Raw genomic sequence first — 18,288 nt, 5'->3', positions numbered from 1 at the left:
ATAATCAGGTACATGGCGGGCACTGCCCCGGAGGGCCACGGTCGTGGGCCGTTGTGGATCGCGGCTTTCGCCGCCACGTCCGCTGTCGCCATCGGTGTTGTCGCACTGATCGGTTACGCCACCGGGGCGCCCGTCCTTACGAGCTGGAACCTCGGCTGGCCGCCGATGCCGCCGATCACCGCTGCCGAGTCCGTGCTCGCCGGTTCCGGCCTGCTGCTGATCCTGCCGGGCGAGAGCCGCCGGGTGATCCACCGCCTGGGCCGGGCCGCCGGTGGCGTGGTGGCGGCGACCGCCGCCACAGTCCTCGTCGAGTACGTCACGGGCGCCCGCCTGATCGACACGGTCCTGTTCCCGCACCGGATTCGGACGTGGGCGATCAACGAGGTGCCGGGCCGACCGTCGCTGCACATGGCGGTCGGGTTCCTGTTCGCGGGCCTGTGCCTGGTCGTGCTGGACACGACGATGACCCGGACCACGTTCGTCGGCCGGCTGCTGGTCCCCGCGGTCCTGCTCATCGGGACCATGGCCAGCCTGGGCGATCTGTACGGCGCGGTCTACATCAAGACCGGGAGCGCGACCTTGCCCGGAACCTCGGGGACAGCGAGCACGGCGCTACTTGCCCTCGGGGTCGGACTCACGCTCAGCCGCCCGGACCGGCCGCCCGGCCACGTGTTCACCGGGCGATGCCCGGGCGGGCGGGCCATCCGCAGGCTGGCCCCGTCGGTGGCCGCGATCCTGATCGCGGCCGTGCTGCTGACCGCGGTCGGGCAATCGTCCGCACCGATCGACTCCGGCCTGGCCGTGACCGTCGCGACCGGCATGGTCATCACCTGCCTGTACCTGTTGTTCCTGCGGACCGGCGCGGCCATGGAAGCGGCCGACCGCAAACTTCGCGACGAGCGGGACTACATCCGGAGTGTCCTGGACTCGCTGCGCGAAGGGGTGCTCACCGCCGCGGCCGACGGGCAGATCCTGCACGCGACCCCACGCTGGTGCGAGATAACTGGGTATGCGGCGAGCGACGTACTTGGTCTGCGGCCGCCGTATCCGTGGTGGCCGCCCGAGCGCCGGTCGATGATGGCCGAGCTGATGGACACCACCCTGTGCACGCCGGGAGCCCGGGAGATCGACACGTGCATCGTCCGGGCCGACGGGACCCGGGTCGACGTGTTGCTCACCGTCTGCCCGGTTCCGGCCCGGGACGGGCAGGTGATGCGACTGGTGACCTACCGTGACCTGACCGAGCGCAAGGCGGCCGAGGCCGAGCGGCAGCGGATGTCCGACCAGGTAGACCACTTCTTCGAGATGTCCGGGGACCTGCTGTGCATCGTCGATCGGGACGGCTACTTCCAGCGGCTCAACCCAGCCTGGGAACGGACGCTCGGTTTCACTCTCGGCGAGCTGATGAGCCGTCCGTACCTGGAGTTCGTTCACCCGGACGACGCCGAGCGCACCTACGCCGATGCCCGTCAGATGCTTGCCGCGGGCGTCCGGCTGGCGAACTTCGAGAACCGTTTCCAGTGCCGGGACGGCTCCTACTGCTGGCTCAGCTGGAGCGCCACCCTCGCCGACGGCGGCGCCATGATCTACGGCGTGGGGCGGGACACGACCGCCCAGCGCGAGGCCGATCACAACCAGGCATTCCTGGCCTCGATCGTCAACAGCACCGACGACGCGGTGATCGGCAAGACGCTGGACGGAACGATCATCAGCTGGAACGCCGCGGCCGAGCGGATGTACGGATACTCGGCCGCCGAGGCGATCGGCCGGTCCATCCGCATCCTCACCCTGCCCGGCCAGTTCGACGAGATCGAGAAGATTCTCGCCGGGCTGCGCGCCGGCGGTCCGGTCGTGCACCGGGAAAGCCTGCGCCGCCGCGCCGATGGCAGCCGGCTGCGGGTCAGCCTGACCATCTCCCCGATCCGCGACCGGAACGGCTCGATCGTCGGCGCGGCTTCCATTGCCCGCGACGTCACCGCGCACGCCGCCGCCGAGCAGCGATTCCGGCGCCTGGTCCAGACCGCCCCGGACGCCATGATCATCGTGGACGGCGGGGGACGGATCGTGCTGGCCAACGACCAGACCGGACGCCTGTTCGGCTACCCGAGCGACGATCTCGTGGGGGTGTCGGTCGAGCAGCTGATGCCCGCGAGCGCTCGCCACCGGCACGTGCGCCACCGCAAGGCGTACGTCGCCGCCCCGCACAACCTGCTCATGGGCTCGGGGATGGAGTTGAGCGGGCTGCGCCGCGACGGTACCGAGTTCCCCATCGAGATCAGTCTGGCCCCCCTGCAGACCGACGAGGGCGTCATGATCTCCGGGGCGATCCGCGACATCAGCCGCCGCCGCGAGGTCGAACAGGCGCTGGCCAGCGCCCGCGACGACGCCCTGGCCGCCGCGAAACTCAAGTCCCAGTTCGTCGCCATGGTCAGCCACGAGATCCGGACCCCGATGAACGGCGTCATCGGCCTGGCCGGCCTGCTGCTGAACACGCCCCTGAACTCCGAGCAACTGCGCTACGCGGAGGCCATCGGCACCTCGGGCCGGGCCCTGCTCGGCATCATCAACGACATCCTGGACTTCTCCAAGATCGAGGCCGGGAAGATCACCATCGTGCGGGCCGACTTCGACCTCGTCGAGGTTCTGGACACCGTCACCGACATCGCCGCCGAGGCCGCCTGCGGCAAGGACGTGGACGTCATCTGCTACTACCCGCCGCACCTGCCCGAGACGGTGCACGGCGACGGCGGGCGCCTGCGGCAGACCCTGCTCAACCTGGTGGGCAACGCGGTGAAGTTCACCCCGCGGGGGCAGGTGATCCTGCGCGCCGAGCCGGCCGCGGACGCCATCATGTTCACCGTCACCGACACCGGTCTCGGCATCGCCGCCCACGACCTGCCGCGCCTGTTCGAACCGTTCGTCCAGGCCGAGGCGACGACCAGCCGGCAGTACGGCGGGACCGGGCTCGGCCTGACGATCAGCCGGCAGTTCATCGAACTGATGGGCGGCGAACTCACCGCGCAGAGCACCCTGGGCCAGGGCAGCATGTTCGCCTTCACGATCCCGCTCCCGGAAACGGTGGCGGCCGGTTCGGCCGACCGTCCGACGGGCGACTCGCGGCGGCTGCTCGTGATCGACGGGCATCCCGTACGCCGCCGTCTCATCGTCGAACACGCCCGGTCCTGGGGCATGACGGTCACCGAGGCCGCCGACGGTCGGCAAGCACTCAACCGTGCCGGCCGGCCGGCACCCGAGCTCGTGGTCCTCGACGAATCCCTCCTCCGGGGCGACGAGCAGCTGACCGCGGCCATGGGCGCGGTCGCCACCATCGGCGAGTGCCACCTCGCCCTGCTCGCCTCACCCAACCGCGGCGCCGAGGCGACCGCACTGGCCGACCTCGGCGCGCACCTGCTGATCAAGCCGGTCGGGCCGCGCCGGCTGCGCGCCTACCTGAACGGGGCCCGAACGCCCGGAACCGACCCGGGAGACCCGGACACGACGACCGGCCGGCCCGGCCCGGGTCCGCGTGATCGCGTGCGCATCCTGCTGGCCGAGGACAACGAGATCAACCAGCTGGTCGCCGAGGACCTGCTCGACCTGCTCGGCTTCGACTGCGACCTCGCCCAGAACGGCGAGGAGGTCCTGCGCCTGACCGGGACCCACTCGTACCGGGCCATCCTGATGGACTGCCACATGCCGACGATGGACGGATACCAGGCCACCGCCGCGCTGCGCGCCCGCGAGGCCCCCGGCCAGCACATCCCCATCATCGCCATGACCGCCGGCGCGCTGGCCGAGGACCGGGAGCAGTGCTTCGCCGCCGGCATGGACGACTACCTGGCCAAACCCATCGACACGACCGCGCTGCGGGCCGCCCTCGAACGCTGGACGAGCGACCTGACGAGCCCCGCCGAGCAACTCTGAGACACGGCACCGGTCGATGTCCCTCACCCGGCGGGACCTCGGCCCCTGATCGCCGCCGCCGAGTTGCTTTTCCTCGCTCCGTTCCCGCTGATCGTCTGGGGTGTCGACGAGCTGTACCGGACCTGGCTGCGCCACGGACCAGCCGTGCCTCAGGACAGGTGAGCGGCGTCCAGCGCGGACTGCAACGATTGCAGGTAGCCGTCGCTGGTGACGGTGGCGCCGGAGACCGTGTCGATGCTCGCGCTCTGCGCGTCAAGGGTCTCCTGGACCAGGATCGGCAGCGCCGAGGCGTTGATCTCCTGGTCGCGATGGTTCTCGGACGGGAAGACCGGCACCTGGACAGAGGTGATCTTCCCGCCGGTCACGGTGATGGCGACCTGGACGTCGCCCCAGCGGGTGGAGGCGGTGCCCCCGGTGTACGTCTTGGCGGCGCTCGAGCCGGTCGTGGTGGTGGCGGTGGGTGACGCGCTGTCGGATCCGGCCGTGGCCGTGGCCGTGGCCGTGGCGGTGGGCGTGGGGGCGGTCGTGGTGGCCGGTGTCGTGATGACCGTGCCGGCCGCCTCGGCGGAGCCGTTGGTGCTGGTGCGGTAGCTGAACAACAGCACCAGCGCGGCGACCGTGGAGAAGAGCCAGAGGGTGATGCGTCGCATGCTCGGTGGCCTTTCGCTTACCAGGAGAAGAGTTCGGTGTGCACCCGCCCGGCCGGAACTCCGGCCGCCGTGGCTGCATCGCGGGCGGCCTCGGTCCACGCCTGCGGTCCGCAGAGGTAGACGTCGGCCCGCGCGATGTCCGGCGCGACCTGGCGCAGCACGTCGGCGTCGGCGTGGCCCGCGTAGGAGGCCGGCAGCCAGGACGGCCGGTCGGCGCGGACCCCGGTCAGGAACACCAGGCGGACCCCGCGGTGGGCCGCGAACCACGCGAGCTCGCCGCGGAAGGCGATCTCGGCCTCGCTGCGCGCCCGGTAGATCAGGGTGGCTTCGCCGGGCCGGTAGGTGAGCTCACCGAGCAGTGCCAGCAGCGGCGTCACACCGATCCCGCAGCCCAGCAGCACCACCGGCCCGCCGCGGTAGGTCTCGGCGGTGAGCTTTCCGTACGGGCCCTCGATCAGCGCCCGGGTGCCCGGCCGTAGCGAGGCGACCCGGGCACTGCCGTCGCCGAGATCCTTCACGGTGATCCGCAGCATCCGCCCGTCCGGGGTCGCCGACAGCGAAAAGGGGTGGGCCCGTGTCCAGCCCGGCCCGTCGGCGAACCGCCACTGGAAGAACTGGCCGGCCCGGACCGGCATCGCGCCGAGGTCCCGGCCGGACAGATACACCGAGGTCAGACCAGGGCCTTCGGCGACGACGTGGCTGACCACCAGGCGGTGCCGCCAGTTGCGCCAGGCCGGCAACGCGATCCGGTACGCGACGACGGCCCCGGCCGAGACGGCGTAGAGCGACCACCAGTACACCGTCGACGCGGTCGAACCGACGAAGTCGGCCCCGGTCCACAGCTGGTGCGGCAGGGCCAGCCCGACACCGAGGTAGGCGTAGAGGTGCATCAGGTGCCAGGACTCGTACCGCAGGCGCCGGCGGGCCGCCCGGATCGAGGTGACAACCACCATGATCAGCGCGACGGTACCGGCCGTGGCCAGCAGCATGCCCGGGTACGTCCAGATCATGTCCCACAACTCGGCGAACGCGTTGGCGTGCCCGGCGCCCGCGTAGCCGAGGGTGATCAGGGCGATGTGCCCGATCATCAGCCAGAACGAGGTGAACCCGGTCCAACGGTGCCAGCGGGCCAGCCGGTCCTGCCCGAAGGCCCGCTCCACGAGCGGGACCCGGGCCATCAGCAGCACCTGGAGCAACAGAAGGTCGGACGCCCACAGCCCGGTCAGCCGGCCGGCCGCCGACATCGCGTCCGCACCGCCGCCGCCGAGCTGCTGGATCCCGCCGTTGCCGACCCAGAGCGCGGTCACGACCAATAGGCTCAGCCCGGCGGTCAGGCCGCCCGCGTCACCCCACCAGCGTGGGGCCGGCCGTGAGGTCAGCACCCCGGGCGGTGCGGTGGCCTGCGGCACGGTGATCGTCATGCCTCCACCATCGGACCCGTCGCTGAATATTCGAGGCGTCCCGGCTATGAAGCGGCTATGAGTCCGCCATGAACGGCGCCCGCTCACGGCCGGACCGCCGGCAGCCGGACCGTGAACACGGCACCGCGACCGGGCACGCCGGTGGCCTCGATCGTGCCGCCGTGGCTGGCGACCACCTCGCGGGCCAGGGCGAGCCCGAGTCCGAACCGGCGCTGGTCGCCGTGACCGCGGGCGAAACGGTCGAAGATGCGCGCGGCATCGGCCGGGTCGAAACCGGTACCGTCGTCGCGCACCGACACCACGACTGTGCCCCTCGTGTCGTCCGTGCGGAGCTCGACGGTGACGTGTCCGCCGCTCGGCGTGTGACTCAGCGCGTTGTCGACCAGGGCGGTGAGCACTCGGCGAAGCGCCGGCTCACGCCCGTGCACCAGGGAGGGACGATCCGGGTCGGGGTCCAGGGCCAGTTCGACGTTCTGGCCGATGGCCCGGGCGGCGAAGGCGGCGACGACAACGGCGGCGGCGACGCCGAGATCGACCTCGGCAACCGGGCCGGCGCCGGTCGGCAGCTGCGTGGACAGCAGCAGGTCCTCGATCACCTCACCGAGCTGCCCGGTGCCGGCTACCAACTGTTCGACGTCGGCGGCCATCTCGTCCGGTGACGCACCGGCCTGAAGGTCCTGGCGCAGCAGTTGGGCGCGGGTGTGCAGCTGGGTGACCGGGGTGCGCAGCTCGTGGCTGGCGTCGGCGACGAACCGGCGCTGCCGGGCCAGCGCGTCGCCCAGCCCGGCGGTGGCGCGGCGAGCCAGCAGAGTGCCGGCCCCGGCGGCGGCGGCCAGCCCGGCCAGCCCGGCCAGGCCGAGCGCGGTCAGCAGCCGATGCCGCTCGGCCTCCCCGGTGGCCAGGCTGCCGACCACCTGGACCACACCGTCGTCCTGCCGCTGGGTCACCACCAGGTAGTCCGTGCCGTCGACGTCCACCGACGTGCTCTCGGCGGCGCCTCCGGAACGCACGCGAGTCAGGGCGGCCCGGTCCGGGAAGGTCCGGGGCGCATGCCGGGTCGACGTCAGCCTCCCGTCCGGATCGAGCCGGAAGATCCAGCTCCCGGCCGGCGGGTCGACGACATCCTCCTCGGTGGCGGCCGTGTGCAGCAGCGAGCGCTCCAGGTCCGTTCGCTGCCCGCGCGCGACCACCCAGGCCACCACCAGCCCGAACAGCATCAGGATGAGCGCGACGGCGGCCATGTTCTGCGCCGCCAGGCTGCGGCGGGCCCGGCGCAGCAGCAAACCGTCCGGATCGCCGCCCGTCACAACGTTCCCAGCCGGTATCCAGCGCCCCGGACCGTGTGCACCACGTCCGGGCCGAGCTTGCGCCGTAGGTAGTGCACATACGTATCGACCAGGGTCTCGGCGGCCGCTTCGGGAAAGACCCGGGCGACGATCGCCGCCCGGCCGAAGACCCGGCCGGGCGCCTCGGCGAACATGCGCAGCAGATCGGCCTCGCGACCGGACAGGGTGGCGATCGTGCCGCCCGGCCCGGTGACCCGGCGGGTGACCAGATCGAACCGTGCCGCCCCGACCGGCAGGGTCGTCGGCGAAGCGGCGTCGCGGCGCAGCAGAACCCGTACGCGGGCCAGCAGTTCCGTGACGTCGAACGGCTTGACCAGATAGTCCTCGGCGCCGCCGTCCAGGCCGGCCACCCGGTCCTGTACCGAGCCCAGCGCGGTCAGGATCAGCGCCGGTGTGCCCACGGCGGCCCGTCGCAGCTTGGCCAGCAGTTCCAGACCCTCGATGGCGGGCAACCCCCGGTCGATCACCAGGACGTCGTAGCGACGAGTAAGTCCGAGGTGGAGCCCGGCCTGACCGTCGCGGGCCAGGTCGGAGGCGTAGCCCGCCCCCTGGAACAGACGGATGAGGAGTTCGCCGAGCCCGCGGTCGTCCTCCACCAGCAGGATCCGGATGCCGTACGGCTGCTGGTCGCCGCCGGAGGCCGCCGTGGTCGTCGTCTGCACCGCCCCAGACTGCCTCGCCCGAATCGGAAAACTCCAAGAATCCGATCCCTAGGCTGATGATCGCCGGCCGAGCAGCGGCAACCGATCGTCCCGTTCACGTCCCGACCCGATCCGATCCGGAAGGTTCCCGCATGTCCACCATCAACGGGCTCCCCGCGCACATCCTGCTGGTGCACGCCGTCGTCGTGCTGCTTCCGCTGAGCGCCCTGCTGCTCGTCCTCACCGCGGTCTGGCCGGACGCCCGTCGTCGCCTGGCGGGGCCGAACGCTCTCCTCGCCGTGGTCGTCGTCGCTCTCGTGCCACTGACCACGGGGGCCGGGGAATGGCTCGAACGACGCGTTCCCGGCAGCGTCCTCCTGCACGAGCACACCGAACTCGGCGACACCGCCATCTACTACGCCATCCCCGTCGCGGTGCTCGCCCTGCTCGTCTGGTGGCGTCATCGGGAGGCCACGGCCGTGACCGGTGCCGGCGAGACACCCGGGCGGCGGACCTACCTGGCACCGCTGTCGACGGCCGTGACCGCGGTGGTCGCGGTGGCCGCCGTCGTCGCCGGCGCGGCCGGTGTCTACGGCATGTACCGCATCGGCGACTCGGGGGCCAAAGCGGCCTGGACCGACGGTTTCAGCAGCACCGCGACGAATCCCGGCGGCGAGGGCCCGCACGACTGACTCGGGGCCGGGACAGGTCGGAGGCCCTGGACAGAACGGCTGTCCGGGGCCTCCGGTGTGGGCGCGATGTCGTCGGCCCGGGGAATGGTCGGGGGACTGCCGGGTCTCCATCGTTCACCCGGCCGGGCAAGCGGGCAACGGCCAGAGGTCCCAGGTGGTGCCCCGGCTGTCCGGGACCTTCGTCTCTGCCCCCGGGCCGGTTCCCGGACCAGGCTGAAGGGAGAGACGAAGGGGAGGACGACGATGACCTACCGCATCGCGATCAACGGTTTCGGCCGGATCGGCCGCAACTACCTGCGCCGCCTGAGCGCGAAAGACATGGCCAACAGCGGCCTGCAGGTGGTGGCGATCAACGACCTGTACGACGCGGCGACCCTGGCGCACCTGCTGGAGTACGACTCCACGTTCGCTCGGCTGGATGCCGAGGTCGGGCACGACGACGACCAGCTGATCGTCGGCTGGCATCGGATCCCGACGTTCGCCGAACGCACCCCCGACGCGTTGCCCTGGAGTGACCTGGGTGTTGACCTGGTGATCGAGGCGACCGGCCGGCTGCGTAGCCGTGACGATGCCGCGTTGCACCTGAAGGCAGGCGCCGGCCGGGTGCTGATCTCGGCGCCGGGCAAGAACGTCGACGCCACGCTGGTGCCGGGCGTCAACGCGGACAGCTACGACCCGGACCACCACCAGATCGTGTCGGCCGCGTCGTGCACCACCAACTGCGTGGCTCCGCTGGTCAGGGTGCTGCACGAGGCGTTCGGGATCGAGCTGGGCTACCTGACCACCGTGCACGCCTACACCAATGACCAGAACGTGCTGGACGCGCCGCACAAGGATCCGCGCCGGGCGCGGGCGGCCGCGGTCAACATCATCCCGACCAGCACCGGCGCCGCCAAGGCGGTCGGCCTGGTCCTGCCGGAACTGGCCGGCAAGCTGGACGGAGTGGCCCTGCGGGTGCCGGTGGTCGACGGCTCGATCAGCGACCTCACCCTGACCCTGATCCGGCCGGCCACGGCGGAACAGATCAACGAGGCGGTCGCGGCCGCGGCGGCCGGGTCCATGCGGGGCATCATCCGCTACACCGAAGCGCCGCTCGTCTCCTCCGACGTCATCGGTGATCCGGCCTCGTGCGTCTTCGACGCCCGTTTGACACAGGCGCAGGGCAAGGTGGCCAAGGTCTTCGGCTGGTACGACAACGAGTGGGGTTACACCAACCGGCTCGTGGACCTGACCAGGCAGATGGCAGCGGCTCAGGAATGAGATCACCGAGCTGACGGCCGGCACCCCTCGGACGCCGGCCTTCGTCTCGTCCACCGCGGCCCGTCTACCGGTGCCGGACGGGATCACCTGGACCTCGACGAGCGGCGAGCTGCCGGAAGGTCGGCGGCGTCTCAGGGCGTCGGTTCGATCCGGGCGGTCGGACCTGGGAAGATCAGCGTGGTGTGGTCGTTGTCCAGCCACCGCACCTGGTAGGGCGGATGCCCGTCGATCCGGCCCACCACCGTGATCAGCCCCTCCCGCCGATAGCCGTGCGGGCCCTCCACCTCGATGACGATCCGGTCCCCGGCCTTGGCCATCATGAAGCCTCTCCTGTCTCGCTCAGGTCGTGCACGATGGCGACCGGGCAGTCCGCTTGGCGCAGCAACTTCCGGCTGATCGAGCCCAGCAGCCCGGCGCCGGTACGACTCGCCTCGTCCAACCCCCAGACCAGGGCGGCGTGGGCGCTGGACGAGCCGTCGAATCCGATGACGATCTTCTTCTGTCTCATGATTACGGGCCTCCTTTCCGGTCCTACTCCCATCGGACGCCGGCGAGGACGGCCGGGACAGGGCTTCAGGACCCGCCTGTGCGGGCCGACGGCCCTACTGGGCGAGGCCGCGTGGGGACTAGCAAGGAAGGAGGAACACAGATCGCGAGGGAGTGAGGGTGGGATTCAAGTGTCTGGATACGTGTACGACTTCGGCGACGGCAACAAGGACCTCAAGGACCTGCTCGGTGGCAAGGGTGCCAACCTCGCCGAGATGACCCGGATGGGTCTGCCCGTGCCGCCCGGCTTCACCATCAGCACCGAGGCGTGCCGTGCCTATCTTCGTCTCGGTGCGATGCCGGCCGGCCTGCTCAGCGAGGTGGAGGATCACCTGCAGGCCATGCAGGCCGGGCTCGGCAAGTCGTTCGGCGACCCGGACGACCCGCTGCTGCTCTCCGTCCGCTCGGGCGGCAAGTTCTCGATGCCCGGGATGATGGAGACGATCCTGGACATCGGGCTCAACGACCGCAGCGTGCTCGGCCTGGCCCGCCAGAGCGGTGACGAGAGGTTCGCCTGGGACTCCTACCGCCGGCTGATCCAGATGTTCGGGCGCACGGTGTTCGACGTGCCGGCCGAGGCGTTCGACGCGGAATCGGCGTCGGAGCCGCAGGACCTCGTCCGGGTCTATCAGAAGGTGTTCGAGGCCCACACCGGGCGGGTCTTCCCGCAGGCGCCGCACGAGCAGCTGTTCCTGGCCATCGGCGCGGTCTTCCGGTCCTGGAACGCCGACCGGGCCGTGCTCTACCGCCGGCAGGAGCGCATCCCGCAGGACCTGGGTACCGCGGTCAACGTGATGGCGATGGTCTTCGGCAACCGGGGCGACGACTCCGGTACCGGCGTGGCGTTCACCCGTGACCCGGCCACCGGCCGGCGCGGCAGCTACGGCGACTACCTGCGCAACGCCCAGGGCGAGGACGTGGTCGCCGGGATCCGCAACACGCTGTCGCTGCACGAGCTGGCCGACGTGGATCCTGCGAGCTATGCGCAACTGCTGTCGATCATGGAGCGGCTCGAGGAGCGCTACCGCGACCTGTGCGACATCGAGTTCACCATCGAGCACGGCAAGCTGTGGATGCTGCAGACCCGGGTCGGAAAACGAACTCCGGCGGCCGCCTTCGTGATCGCCGCGCAACTGGTCGACGAGGGCGTGATCACCCTCGATGAGGCACTGCGGCGGGTCACCGGCGAGCAGTTGGCCCAGCTGATGTTCCCCAGCTTCGACGAGAGCGCCGCGCCGGCCCCGATGACCGTCGGCGTGCCGGCGTCGCCGGGGGCCGGGGTCGGCGCGGTGGTCTTCGACTCGGCTGCCGCCGCGGCCGCCGACGGCCCGGTCATCCTCGTGCGCCGGGAGACCAACCCCGACGACCTGCCCGGCATGATCGCTGCTCAGGGCATCCTGACCGCCCGCGGCGGCAAGACCTCGCACGCCGCGGTCGTCGCCCGGGGCATGGGCAAGACCTGTGTCTGCGGCGCCGAGCAGGTGCGGATCGGCGCCGACTCGTTCACCGTCGGTGACCGGGTCGTGCGGGCCGGCGAGGTGATCTCGATCGACGGCGCGACCGGCCGGGTCTATCCCGGTCCGGTGCCGGTGCACCCTTCCAAGGTGGTGCGCTTCTTCGAGGGCGAATTGATCGCGTACGGCGACCCGCTGCTCTCCGCGATCGAACGACTGATGACGCACGCCGACCACGTCGCCCGGCTCGGGGTGCATGCCAACGCCGACACCGGTGCAGACGCTGCCCGGGCCCGCCGGTTCGGTGCGACCGGGGTCGGCCTGTGCCGCACCGAGCACATGTTCCTGGGCGATCGCCGGGTGCTGGTCGAGCGGCTGATCCTGGCCGAGTCCGACGCTGAGCGCGGCGACGCGCTGGCGGCGCTGCTGCCGCTGCAACGAGCCGACTTCGAGCAGCTGTTCGAGCAGATGGACGGGCTGCCGGTGACGATCCGGCTGATCGACCCGCCGCTGCACGAGTTCCTGCCGCCACTGGAGGAGCTGACCGCGCGGGTCGCCCGGGCCGACGCGCTCGGCCAGGATGCCGGGCACGCCGGAGTGCTGCTCAACGCCGTACGTCGGATGCATGAATCGAATCCGATGCTGGGACTGCGTGGTGTGCGACTGGGCCTGGTGATCCCCGGGCTGTTCGCGATGCAGGTCCGCGCGGTCGCGCAGGCCGCCGCGGCCCGGGTCGAGGCCGGCGGCGACCCACGGCCGGAGATCATGGTGCCGTTGGTCGGCACGATTCAGGAGCTGGAGATCGTACGGGCCGAAGCCGTTTCGATCCTCGCCTCGGTGCCCGGTGCGCCGCCGATCCGGATCGGCACCATGATCGAGGTGCCCCGGGCCGCGCTGACCGCTGGGCAGATCGCCACGGCCGCCGAGTTCTTTTCCTTCGGAACCAACGATCTCACGCAGATGACCTGGGGTTTCTCGCGTGACGACGTGGAGGGCGCGTTCTTCGGACGCTACCTGGAATTGGGTGTCTTCGCGTCCTCGCCGTTCGAGACCATCGACCCTGACGGCGTCGGCGAGCTGGTCCGGATCGCGGTCGAGCGTGGCCGGGCCGCGCGACCGGGCCTGACCGTGGGCGTCTGCGGTGAGCACGGCGGTGACCCGCCTCGGTGCGGTTCTTCCACGAGGCGGGCCTGGACTACGTGTCATGCTCGCCGTTCCGGGTGCCGGTCGCCCGGCTGGAGGCCGGCCGGGCCGCGGTGACCGGCACCGCCGGCTCGGACAGCCGATAGACGCGGGCAATGAGCGCGACATTCCCGGGGCGGCCGGTGCCGGCCGCCCCGGATGCATGGCGGATGAGGAGGTTCAGCAGGCCCGTTCCGGCGTGGCACTCGCACTACTAGGCTGACGGCATGGTCGAGCAGACGGCCGGGGGCGAGCGACCGGAACCGCCGTCCCTGGGGCTCTCTCCGCTCTCGCGGGTCCGGCTGGACGAGCTGTTGCAGGAGATGCTCGACCGGGTCGGCGACGTCGTGACCAGCCGCGAGCGGCTGCGTGCGCTGCTGGACGCGGTTGTCGGCATCGGCACCGACCTCGACCTGCGCAGCACCCTGCGGCGCATCGTGGAGGCGGCGTGCGCCCTGGCCGGTGCGAGATACGGTGCCCTGGGTGTGCTGGCACCCGATCACGGCAGCCTCTCCGACTTCATCACCCACGGGATCGACGCCGCCACCCACGCCGGGATCGGCGACCTGCCGCACGGGCGGGGCGTGCTCGGTCTGCTGATCACCGACCCGCACCCGGTCCGGCTGCCGGACATCCGGAAGCATCCGAACTCGTTCGGCTTCCCGCCGAACCATCCACCGATGCACAGCTTCCTCGGCGTCCCGGTCCGCATCCGCGAGCAGATCTTCGGCAACCTCTATCTGGCCGAGAAACAGGAGGCGGCCGAGTTCACCGACGACGACGAGGAGATCGTGATCGCCCTGGCCGCGGCCGCGGGTATCGCCATCGACAACGCCCGGCTGTACGAGCTGGCCCAGCGGCGCGAACGCTGGCTGGCGGCGACCGCCGAGATCACCAGCGTGCTGCTCGGCCCGGTACAGCGCACCGAGGCGCTGCGCCTGATCGCCCGCCGGGCCCGCGAGGTGGCCGCCGCCGAGCTCGTCCTGGTCATGCTCTACGACGAACCGAACAGCCGGTACACCATCGAGGTGGCCGAGGGCGCGGATCCGCACTGTTCCCGGCTGGTCGGGCAGCTCGTGCCGGTCGATCGGGCGGCCGTCGTCGAGTTCGGTCAGGAGAGCTACCGTGCGGTGGAGAATCTGCGCGCGGTCACCGAGTGGCCCGGTGAGGTTCCGGCCGTGCCGGCGCTGGCGGCGCCACTGACCAGCGTCGACGCGCTGCAGGGCGTCCTGATCGTCACTCAGCCCGTGGGCCAGGTGAGCACGGAGGAAGACGCCGTGCTGCTGTCCACCTTCGCCGGGCAGGCTGCCCTGGCCCTGCAGCGAGCGCGGGCCCAGGAGGAGCGCCGGCAGCTGGCGGTGCTCGAGGACCGTGAGCGGATCGCGCGGGACCTGCACGACGTGGTGATCCAGCGGTTGTTCGCCACCGGTATGCAGCTGCAGGCCACGATGCACCAGGTGACCCGCCCGGACGCGGTCAAGCGGCTCAACGCTGCGGTCGACGACCTCGACGCGACCATACGGGACATCCGCCGGTCCATCTTCGAACTGCGTGCCCCGGTCGGCCCGTCACTGCGTGGCGAGATCCGTGAGGTGGTGGCGGCGGCCGACGAGAGCCTCGGCTTCCGGCCCACCCTGGACACCAACGGTCCGTTGGACAGCGCCGTCCCCGACGACGTCGTGCCCGATCTGCTGGCCGTCCTGCGCGAGCTGCTGTCCAACGTCGCCCGGCATGCCGAGGCGTCGAGCGCCCGGGTGTCGGTGACCGCGAGCACCGGCCAGATCGTGCTCTGCGTCGAGGACGACGGGGTGGGCACGGACCCGGCGCAGGCCCGGGGCGGCCTGGCCAACGTGCGCGGACGGGCCGAGGATCTCGGCGGGGTCTTCGAGCTCGGTCCCGGTCCCGGTGGTGGCGGCACGGTGGTGACCTGGCGCGTGCCGGTCACGGGCTGATCGCGGCGGACGCCACTGCGGCCGCCGGCGGTAGCCGTACCGGCCAGGCCGGTGGGACCAGTAGCACCGGACACGGCCCCAGGCGGCCGCCCGGCGAGCTGACCGGCGCAGCGATGAGACCGGTCAGCTCGCCGCGCCCGCCGATGCCGGCCACCAGCAGCCGGGCTCGCCGTGACGCCCGGTTCAGGGTGTACGGCGCGTCCAGGTCCGGTACGACCAGGGGGTGAGCGGTGACCTGAGGCAACCGCCAGGACCAGGCGATGAGGGCGGCCACCAGCGGCTCGGCGACCGTGCCGGGCCGGGGGTCGTTGCTCGTCACCGGGAACGGGTGTTGTTGCTGCCGGTCGGCCGGGCGATGCCATGCATGGACCGCGATCAGGTCGGCGCCGGCCACCGCGGCCTGTGTGAACGCGTACCCCAGGGAAGCCTCGCCCGGTCGTCCCGAGACGCCGACGACGATCGGCCCGCGTCCCCCGGCCCGTCCGCGGTGCACCAGCAACGGCGACCGGCAGGTCAGGGCGAGCGCTCGGGCGGTCGAGCCCCAGTCCGGGCGGCTCAGCTGTGTGTCCCGGTGACCGAGTACGAGCAGCCCGGCCCGTCCGGAGCAGTCGGCCAGCACCTCGCCCGGGATACCGGCCCGCAGCTCGGTCTCGACGGTCAGACCGGGCTCGCTGCCGATGGCGCGCTTGGCGGCGAGATCCAGCAAACGTGCGCCTTCGGCCTCCCGGTGATGCGCGCCCCGGAGCCGGAACTGGCCGCGATAGTGCCCGGGCCAGGCGTGGACGATCAACAGTCGTGCGGAGCGGCGGGTCGCCTCAGCCACGGCCAGGTCGACGGTGACCGTGCTGGTCAGAGCGCCGTCGACGCCGACCACGACGGTGCTGTGGTCTTCTGACGCGAGGGCTTTGTCCATGACTGCACCGTATGACGCAATCGCTGTACGACGACACGGCCAGGGGTCCGCGGTGGGGGAGTCGTCCGGCACTGACTCACGGCGTGTGCTCGGCCGACCATAGAGGTGAGGCAGAAGGGAGTGCGATCGTGACAGCGGGGGGTGAAGCAGGTCGCACCAGGCCGATCCTCGCGGCCTGGTGCGATGTGCTGTCGGGCGTCGGTTCTCAGTCCGGGAGCCGGCGGGTGATCTGGACCGGGCAGGCCGCGTGGTGCAGCAGCTGCAGGCTCGTCGAGCCGACCAGGCTGCCGGAGACGGGCCCGTGCCCGTGGGTGCCGACGACGATCAGCCGGGCCGTGCGTGACGCCTCGACCAGTGCGGCCGGCGGGCTGTCGTGTGACAGCGCCACCTCGACCGGCACGTCCGGGAACTTCGACCGCCACGGGGCCAGCTGCTCATCGATGTGGGCGAGCTCGGCGGCGTGCTGTTGCGGCGTGTCCACCGTGGGCGGTTGGTCGGCGGCCAGCCAGGCCGGGATCACCGGCGCGTAGGCGCGCACGACGGTGATCGGGCAGCCCTGCCCGGCCGCGGCGCTGAAGGCGGTCTCCAGGACCAGGTCGGCGCTGGGTGAGTCGTCGACCCCGGCGGCGATCGGACCGTCGGCGACCCCGGGCTGGTCGCCGATCACCACGACCGGGCACGAGGCGTGCAGGGCGAGCCGCTGACTGGTCGAGCCGAGCAGCATGCCGGTGAACCCGCCACGGCCGCGACCGCCGAGGACCAGCAGTTGTGCGGTGCGAGCAGATTCGAGCAGCCGCGGTACGGCGTGACCGATCAGCGCGAAGGTCTGGATGGCGAGCCCGGGCGCGACCCGATGGACGCGCTCGACCGCAGCCGCCATGACCGCGTCGGCCTGCTGACGGGCGAGGTCGACGAACTCGGTGCCGACTTCGAACCGGGAATCGCGCCAGTCCCAGTCGAAGGCGTGCACGATCCTCAGCGTCAGCCCGCGCCGCTGCGCCTCCCGGGCCGCCCATTCCACGGCGGCGCCGCTCGTTTCCGTGCCGTCGGTGCCGACGACGATGCTTCTGGTCTGCATGGCCAGCTCCTTCATCTCCCTTCCATGGTCGAATCCGGTCGATGCCGCGATGCAGGGCAGCAGAGCCCGATGCCGCGGGCCGGAAGTCCCGGAGCAACTGCCGAGTGCGCATCGTTCCCTGCGTTTGTGCAAGTTTCGAAGCGGGTCTATGTTCGAGTTCAAACCGGTTTAGTAACTCGGGGACGGTGCGATGAGCAGGCAGGACAGGCCGACCATCCGGGACGTGGCTCGCGCCGCCGGAGTCTCCAAGGGCACTGTCTCGTTCGCGCTCAACGGCCGTCCCGGCGTCGCCAAGGAGACCCGCGCGCGGATTCTGGCCGCCGCGCGTGAGCTCGGCTGGACGCCCAGCACCAAGGCTCGTGCCCTGTCGGTCTCCCGTTCGTTCGCCGTGGGCCTGGTCCTCGCCCGCGAGCCCGAACTGCTCGGCGCCGACCCGTTCTTCCCGGCCTTCATCGCCGGTGTCGAGCGCACCCTCTCCGACCGGGGGCAGGCCCTGGTCCTGCAGGTCGTGCCCGAGGCCGAGGAGGAGGCGGGCTATCGGCGGCTGGCCGACGCCGGCCGGGTCGACGGGGTGTTCCTGCTCGATCTGCGGGTCGTCGACCCGCGGATCGAGCTGATGGACCGGCTCGGCCTGCCGGCCGTCTCCATCGCCCGGCCGGACGTGCCCAGCGGTTTCCCGGCCGTGCTGGTCGAGGACCGGCCCGGCATCACTGCCGCCGTGCGGCACCTGGCCGAACTCGGTCACCGGCGGATCGCGCACGTCGCCGGGCCGGCCCACTTCCTGCACGGGTCGCGCCGGGCCCAGGCGTTCGCGCAGGCCCTGGCCGAGGCCGGGCTGCCGGCCGGCCCGGTGGTGGAGGCCGACTTCTCGGCGGCCGGCGGGGCGGCGGCCACCCGCACGCTGCTCGCCGCCGGCGACCGTCCGACCGCGATCGTCTACGCCAACGACCTGATGGCCATCGCCGGGCTGGCTGTCGCCCACGAGTACGGCCTGGCCGTCCCGGCGCAACTGTCGGTCACCGGCTTCGACGACACCGAGCTGGCGGGGTATGTCAGCCCCGCGCTCACCAGCGTGCGCACCGACCCGTACCTCTGGGGTCGCGAAGCGGCGCAAGTCCTGCTCGACCTCATCGAGAGCGGGCGGGCCGGCGATGTCCCGGTGCCCGCCGGCCAACTGATGATCCGCGCGTCCACCGCGCCTCCACCCCCGTAAGACCGGAACGGAGAAG

General features: G+C 71.5%; 13 protein-coding genes and 1 pseudogene. 6 read left to right on the top strand and 8 right to left on the bottom strand.

Features of this window, described 5'->3' with window-relative positions; all coding sequences use genetic code 11:
• Positions 1–12 precede the first annotated feature (12 nt).
• Positions 13–3,924, top strand: a complete 3,912-nt coding sequence (locus ACSHV8_RS22745) for a PAS domain S-box protein (protein WP_436535768.1) — start codon at positions 13–15, stop codon at positions 3,922–3,924.
• Between the two features lie 149 nt (positions 3,925–4,073).
• On the opposite strand, the gene ACSHV8_RS22740 is transcribed toward ACSHV8_RS22745, so the two are convergent.
• The 4 genes from ACSHV8_RS22740 to ACSHV8_RS22725 form a co-directional block, all read right to left on the bottom strand.
• Positions 4,074–4,574, bottom strand: coding sequence for an FMN-binding protein (locus ACSHV8_RS22740; RefSeq protein ID WP_436535767.1), 501 nt, complete (start codon positions 4,572–4,574; stop codon positions 4,074–4,076).
• Positions 4,575–4,591: 17 nt separating this feature from the next.
• Positions 4,592–5,995, bottom strand: coding sequence for a ferredoxin reductase family protein (locus tag ACSHV8_RS22735; protein WP_436535766.1), 1,404 nt, complete (start codon positions 5,993–5,995; stop codon positions 4,592–4,594).
• Positions 5,996–6,078: 83 nt separating this feature from the next.
• Positions 6,079–7,302, bottom strand: a complete 1,224-nt coding sequence (locus ACSHV8_RS22730) for a sensor histidine kinase (protein WP_436535765.1) — start codon at positions 7,300–7,302, stop codon at positions 6,079–6,081.
• On the bottom strand, positions 7,299–8,003 hold the full coding sequence (locus ACSHV8_RS22725) for a response regulator transcription factor (protein ID WP_436535764.1): 705 nt from the start codon (positions 8,001–8,003) through the stop codon (positions 7,299–7,301). The genes ACSHV8_RS22730 and ACSHV8_RS22725 overlap by 4 nt, the downstream gene beginning before the upstream one ends.
• Before the next feature lie 131 nt (positions 8,004–8,134).
• On the opposite strand from ACSHV8_RS22725, the gene ACSHV8_RS22720 reads away from it, so the two are divergent.
• Positions 8,135–8,674: a DUF2231 domain-containing protein gene (locus tag ACSHV8_RS22720; RefSeq protein WP_436535763.1), complete on the top strand. Its 540-nt coding sequence runs from the start codon at positions 8,135–8,137 to the stop codon at positions 8,672–8,674.
• Positions 8,675–8,917: 243 nt separating this feature from the next.
• Complete coding sequence (gap, locus tag ACSHV8_RS22715) at positions 8,918–9,934, top strand: type I glyceraldehyde-3-phosphate dehydrogenase (protein ID WP_436535762.1); 1,017 nt, start codon at positions 8,918–8,920, stop codon at positions 9,932–9,934.
• A 131-nt stretch (positions 9,935–10,065) separates the two neighbouring features.
• Here gap and ACSHV8_RS22710 read toward each other — a convergent pair whose 3' ends face one another.
• Together ACSHV8_RS22710 and ACSHV8_RS22705 are read right to left on the bottom strand one after the other, a co-directional pair.
• Positions 10,066–10,254 (bottom strand): DUF1918 domain-containing protein, encoded by a 189-nt coding sequence (locus tag ACSHV8_RS22710; RefSeq protein ID WP_436535761.1) that lies wholly within the window; start codon positions 10,252–10,254, stop codon positions 10,066–10,068.
• On the bottom strand, positions 10,251–10,442 hold the full coding sequence (locus tag ACSHV8_RS22705) for a hypothetical protein (protein ID WP_436535760.1): 192 nt from the start codon (positions 10,440–10,442) through the stop codon (positions 10,251–10,253). Before ACSHV8_RS22705 ends, ACSHV8_RS22710 begins: the two co-directional genes overlap by 4 nt.
• Before the next feature lie 169 nt (positions 10,443–10,611).
• Between ACSHV8_RS22705 and ppdK the strand changes: the two are divergent.
• Both ppdK and ACSHV8_RS22695 read left to right on the top strand, forming a co-directional pair.
• Positions 10,612–13,223 (top strand): annotated as a pseudogene (ppdK, locus tag ACSHV8_RS22700) (pyruvate, phosphate dikinase).
• Positions 13,224–13,343: 120 nt separating this feature from the next.
• Positions 13,344–15,068, top strand: a complete 1,725-nt coding sequence (locus ACSHV8_RS22695) for a GAF domain-containing protein (protein ID WP_436535759.1) — start codon at positions 13,344–13,346, stop codon at positions 15,066–15,068.
• On the opposite strand, the gene ACSHV8_RS22690 is transcribed toward ACSHV8_RS22695, so the two are convergent.
• The gene (locus tag ACSHV8_RS22690) at positions 15,058–15,981 is read right to left on the bottom strand and encodes a universal stress protein (RefSeq protein WP_436535758.1); all 924 of its coding nucleotides are present in this window, start codon (positions 15,979–15,981) and stop codon (positions 15,058–15,060) included. The genes ACSHV8_RS22695 and ACSHV8_RS22690 overlap by 11 nt on opposite strands.
• Before the next feature lie 205 nt (positions 15,982–16,186).
• The gene (locus ACSHV8_RS22685; RefSeq protein WP_436535757.1) at positions 16,187–17,059 is read right to left on the bottom strand and encodes a universal stress protein; all 873 of its coding nucleotides are present in this window, start codon (positions 17,057–17,059) and stop codon (positions 16,187–16,189) included.
• A gap of 190 nt (positions 17,060–17,249) precedes the next feature.
• Here ACSHV8_RS22685 and ACSHV8_RS22680 point away from each other — a divergent pair, with 190 nt between their 5' ends.
• Positions 17,250–18,272 (top strand): LacI family DNA-binding transcriptional regulator, encoded by a 1,023-nt coding sequence (locus ACSHV8_RS22680; RefSeq protein WP_436535756.1) that lies wholly within the window; start codon positions 17,250–17,252, stop codon positions 18,270–18,272.
• The last annotated feature ends 16 nt before the right edge of the window (positions 18,273–18,288 follow it).

The organism is Actinoplanes sp. HUAS TT8 (assembly GCF_051380535.1).
Taxonomy (GTDB): Bacteria; Actinomycetota; Actinomycetes; order Mycobacteriales; family Micromonosporaceae; genus Actinoplanes.
The sequence above is the reverse complement of the archived record's forward strand: the minus strand, read 5'-3'. Positions and strand labels throughout refer to the sequence as shown.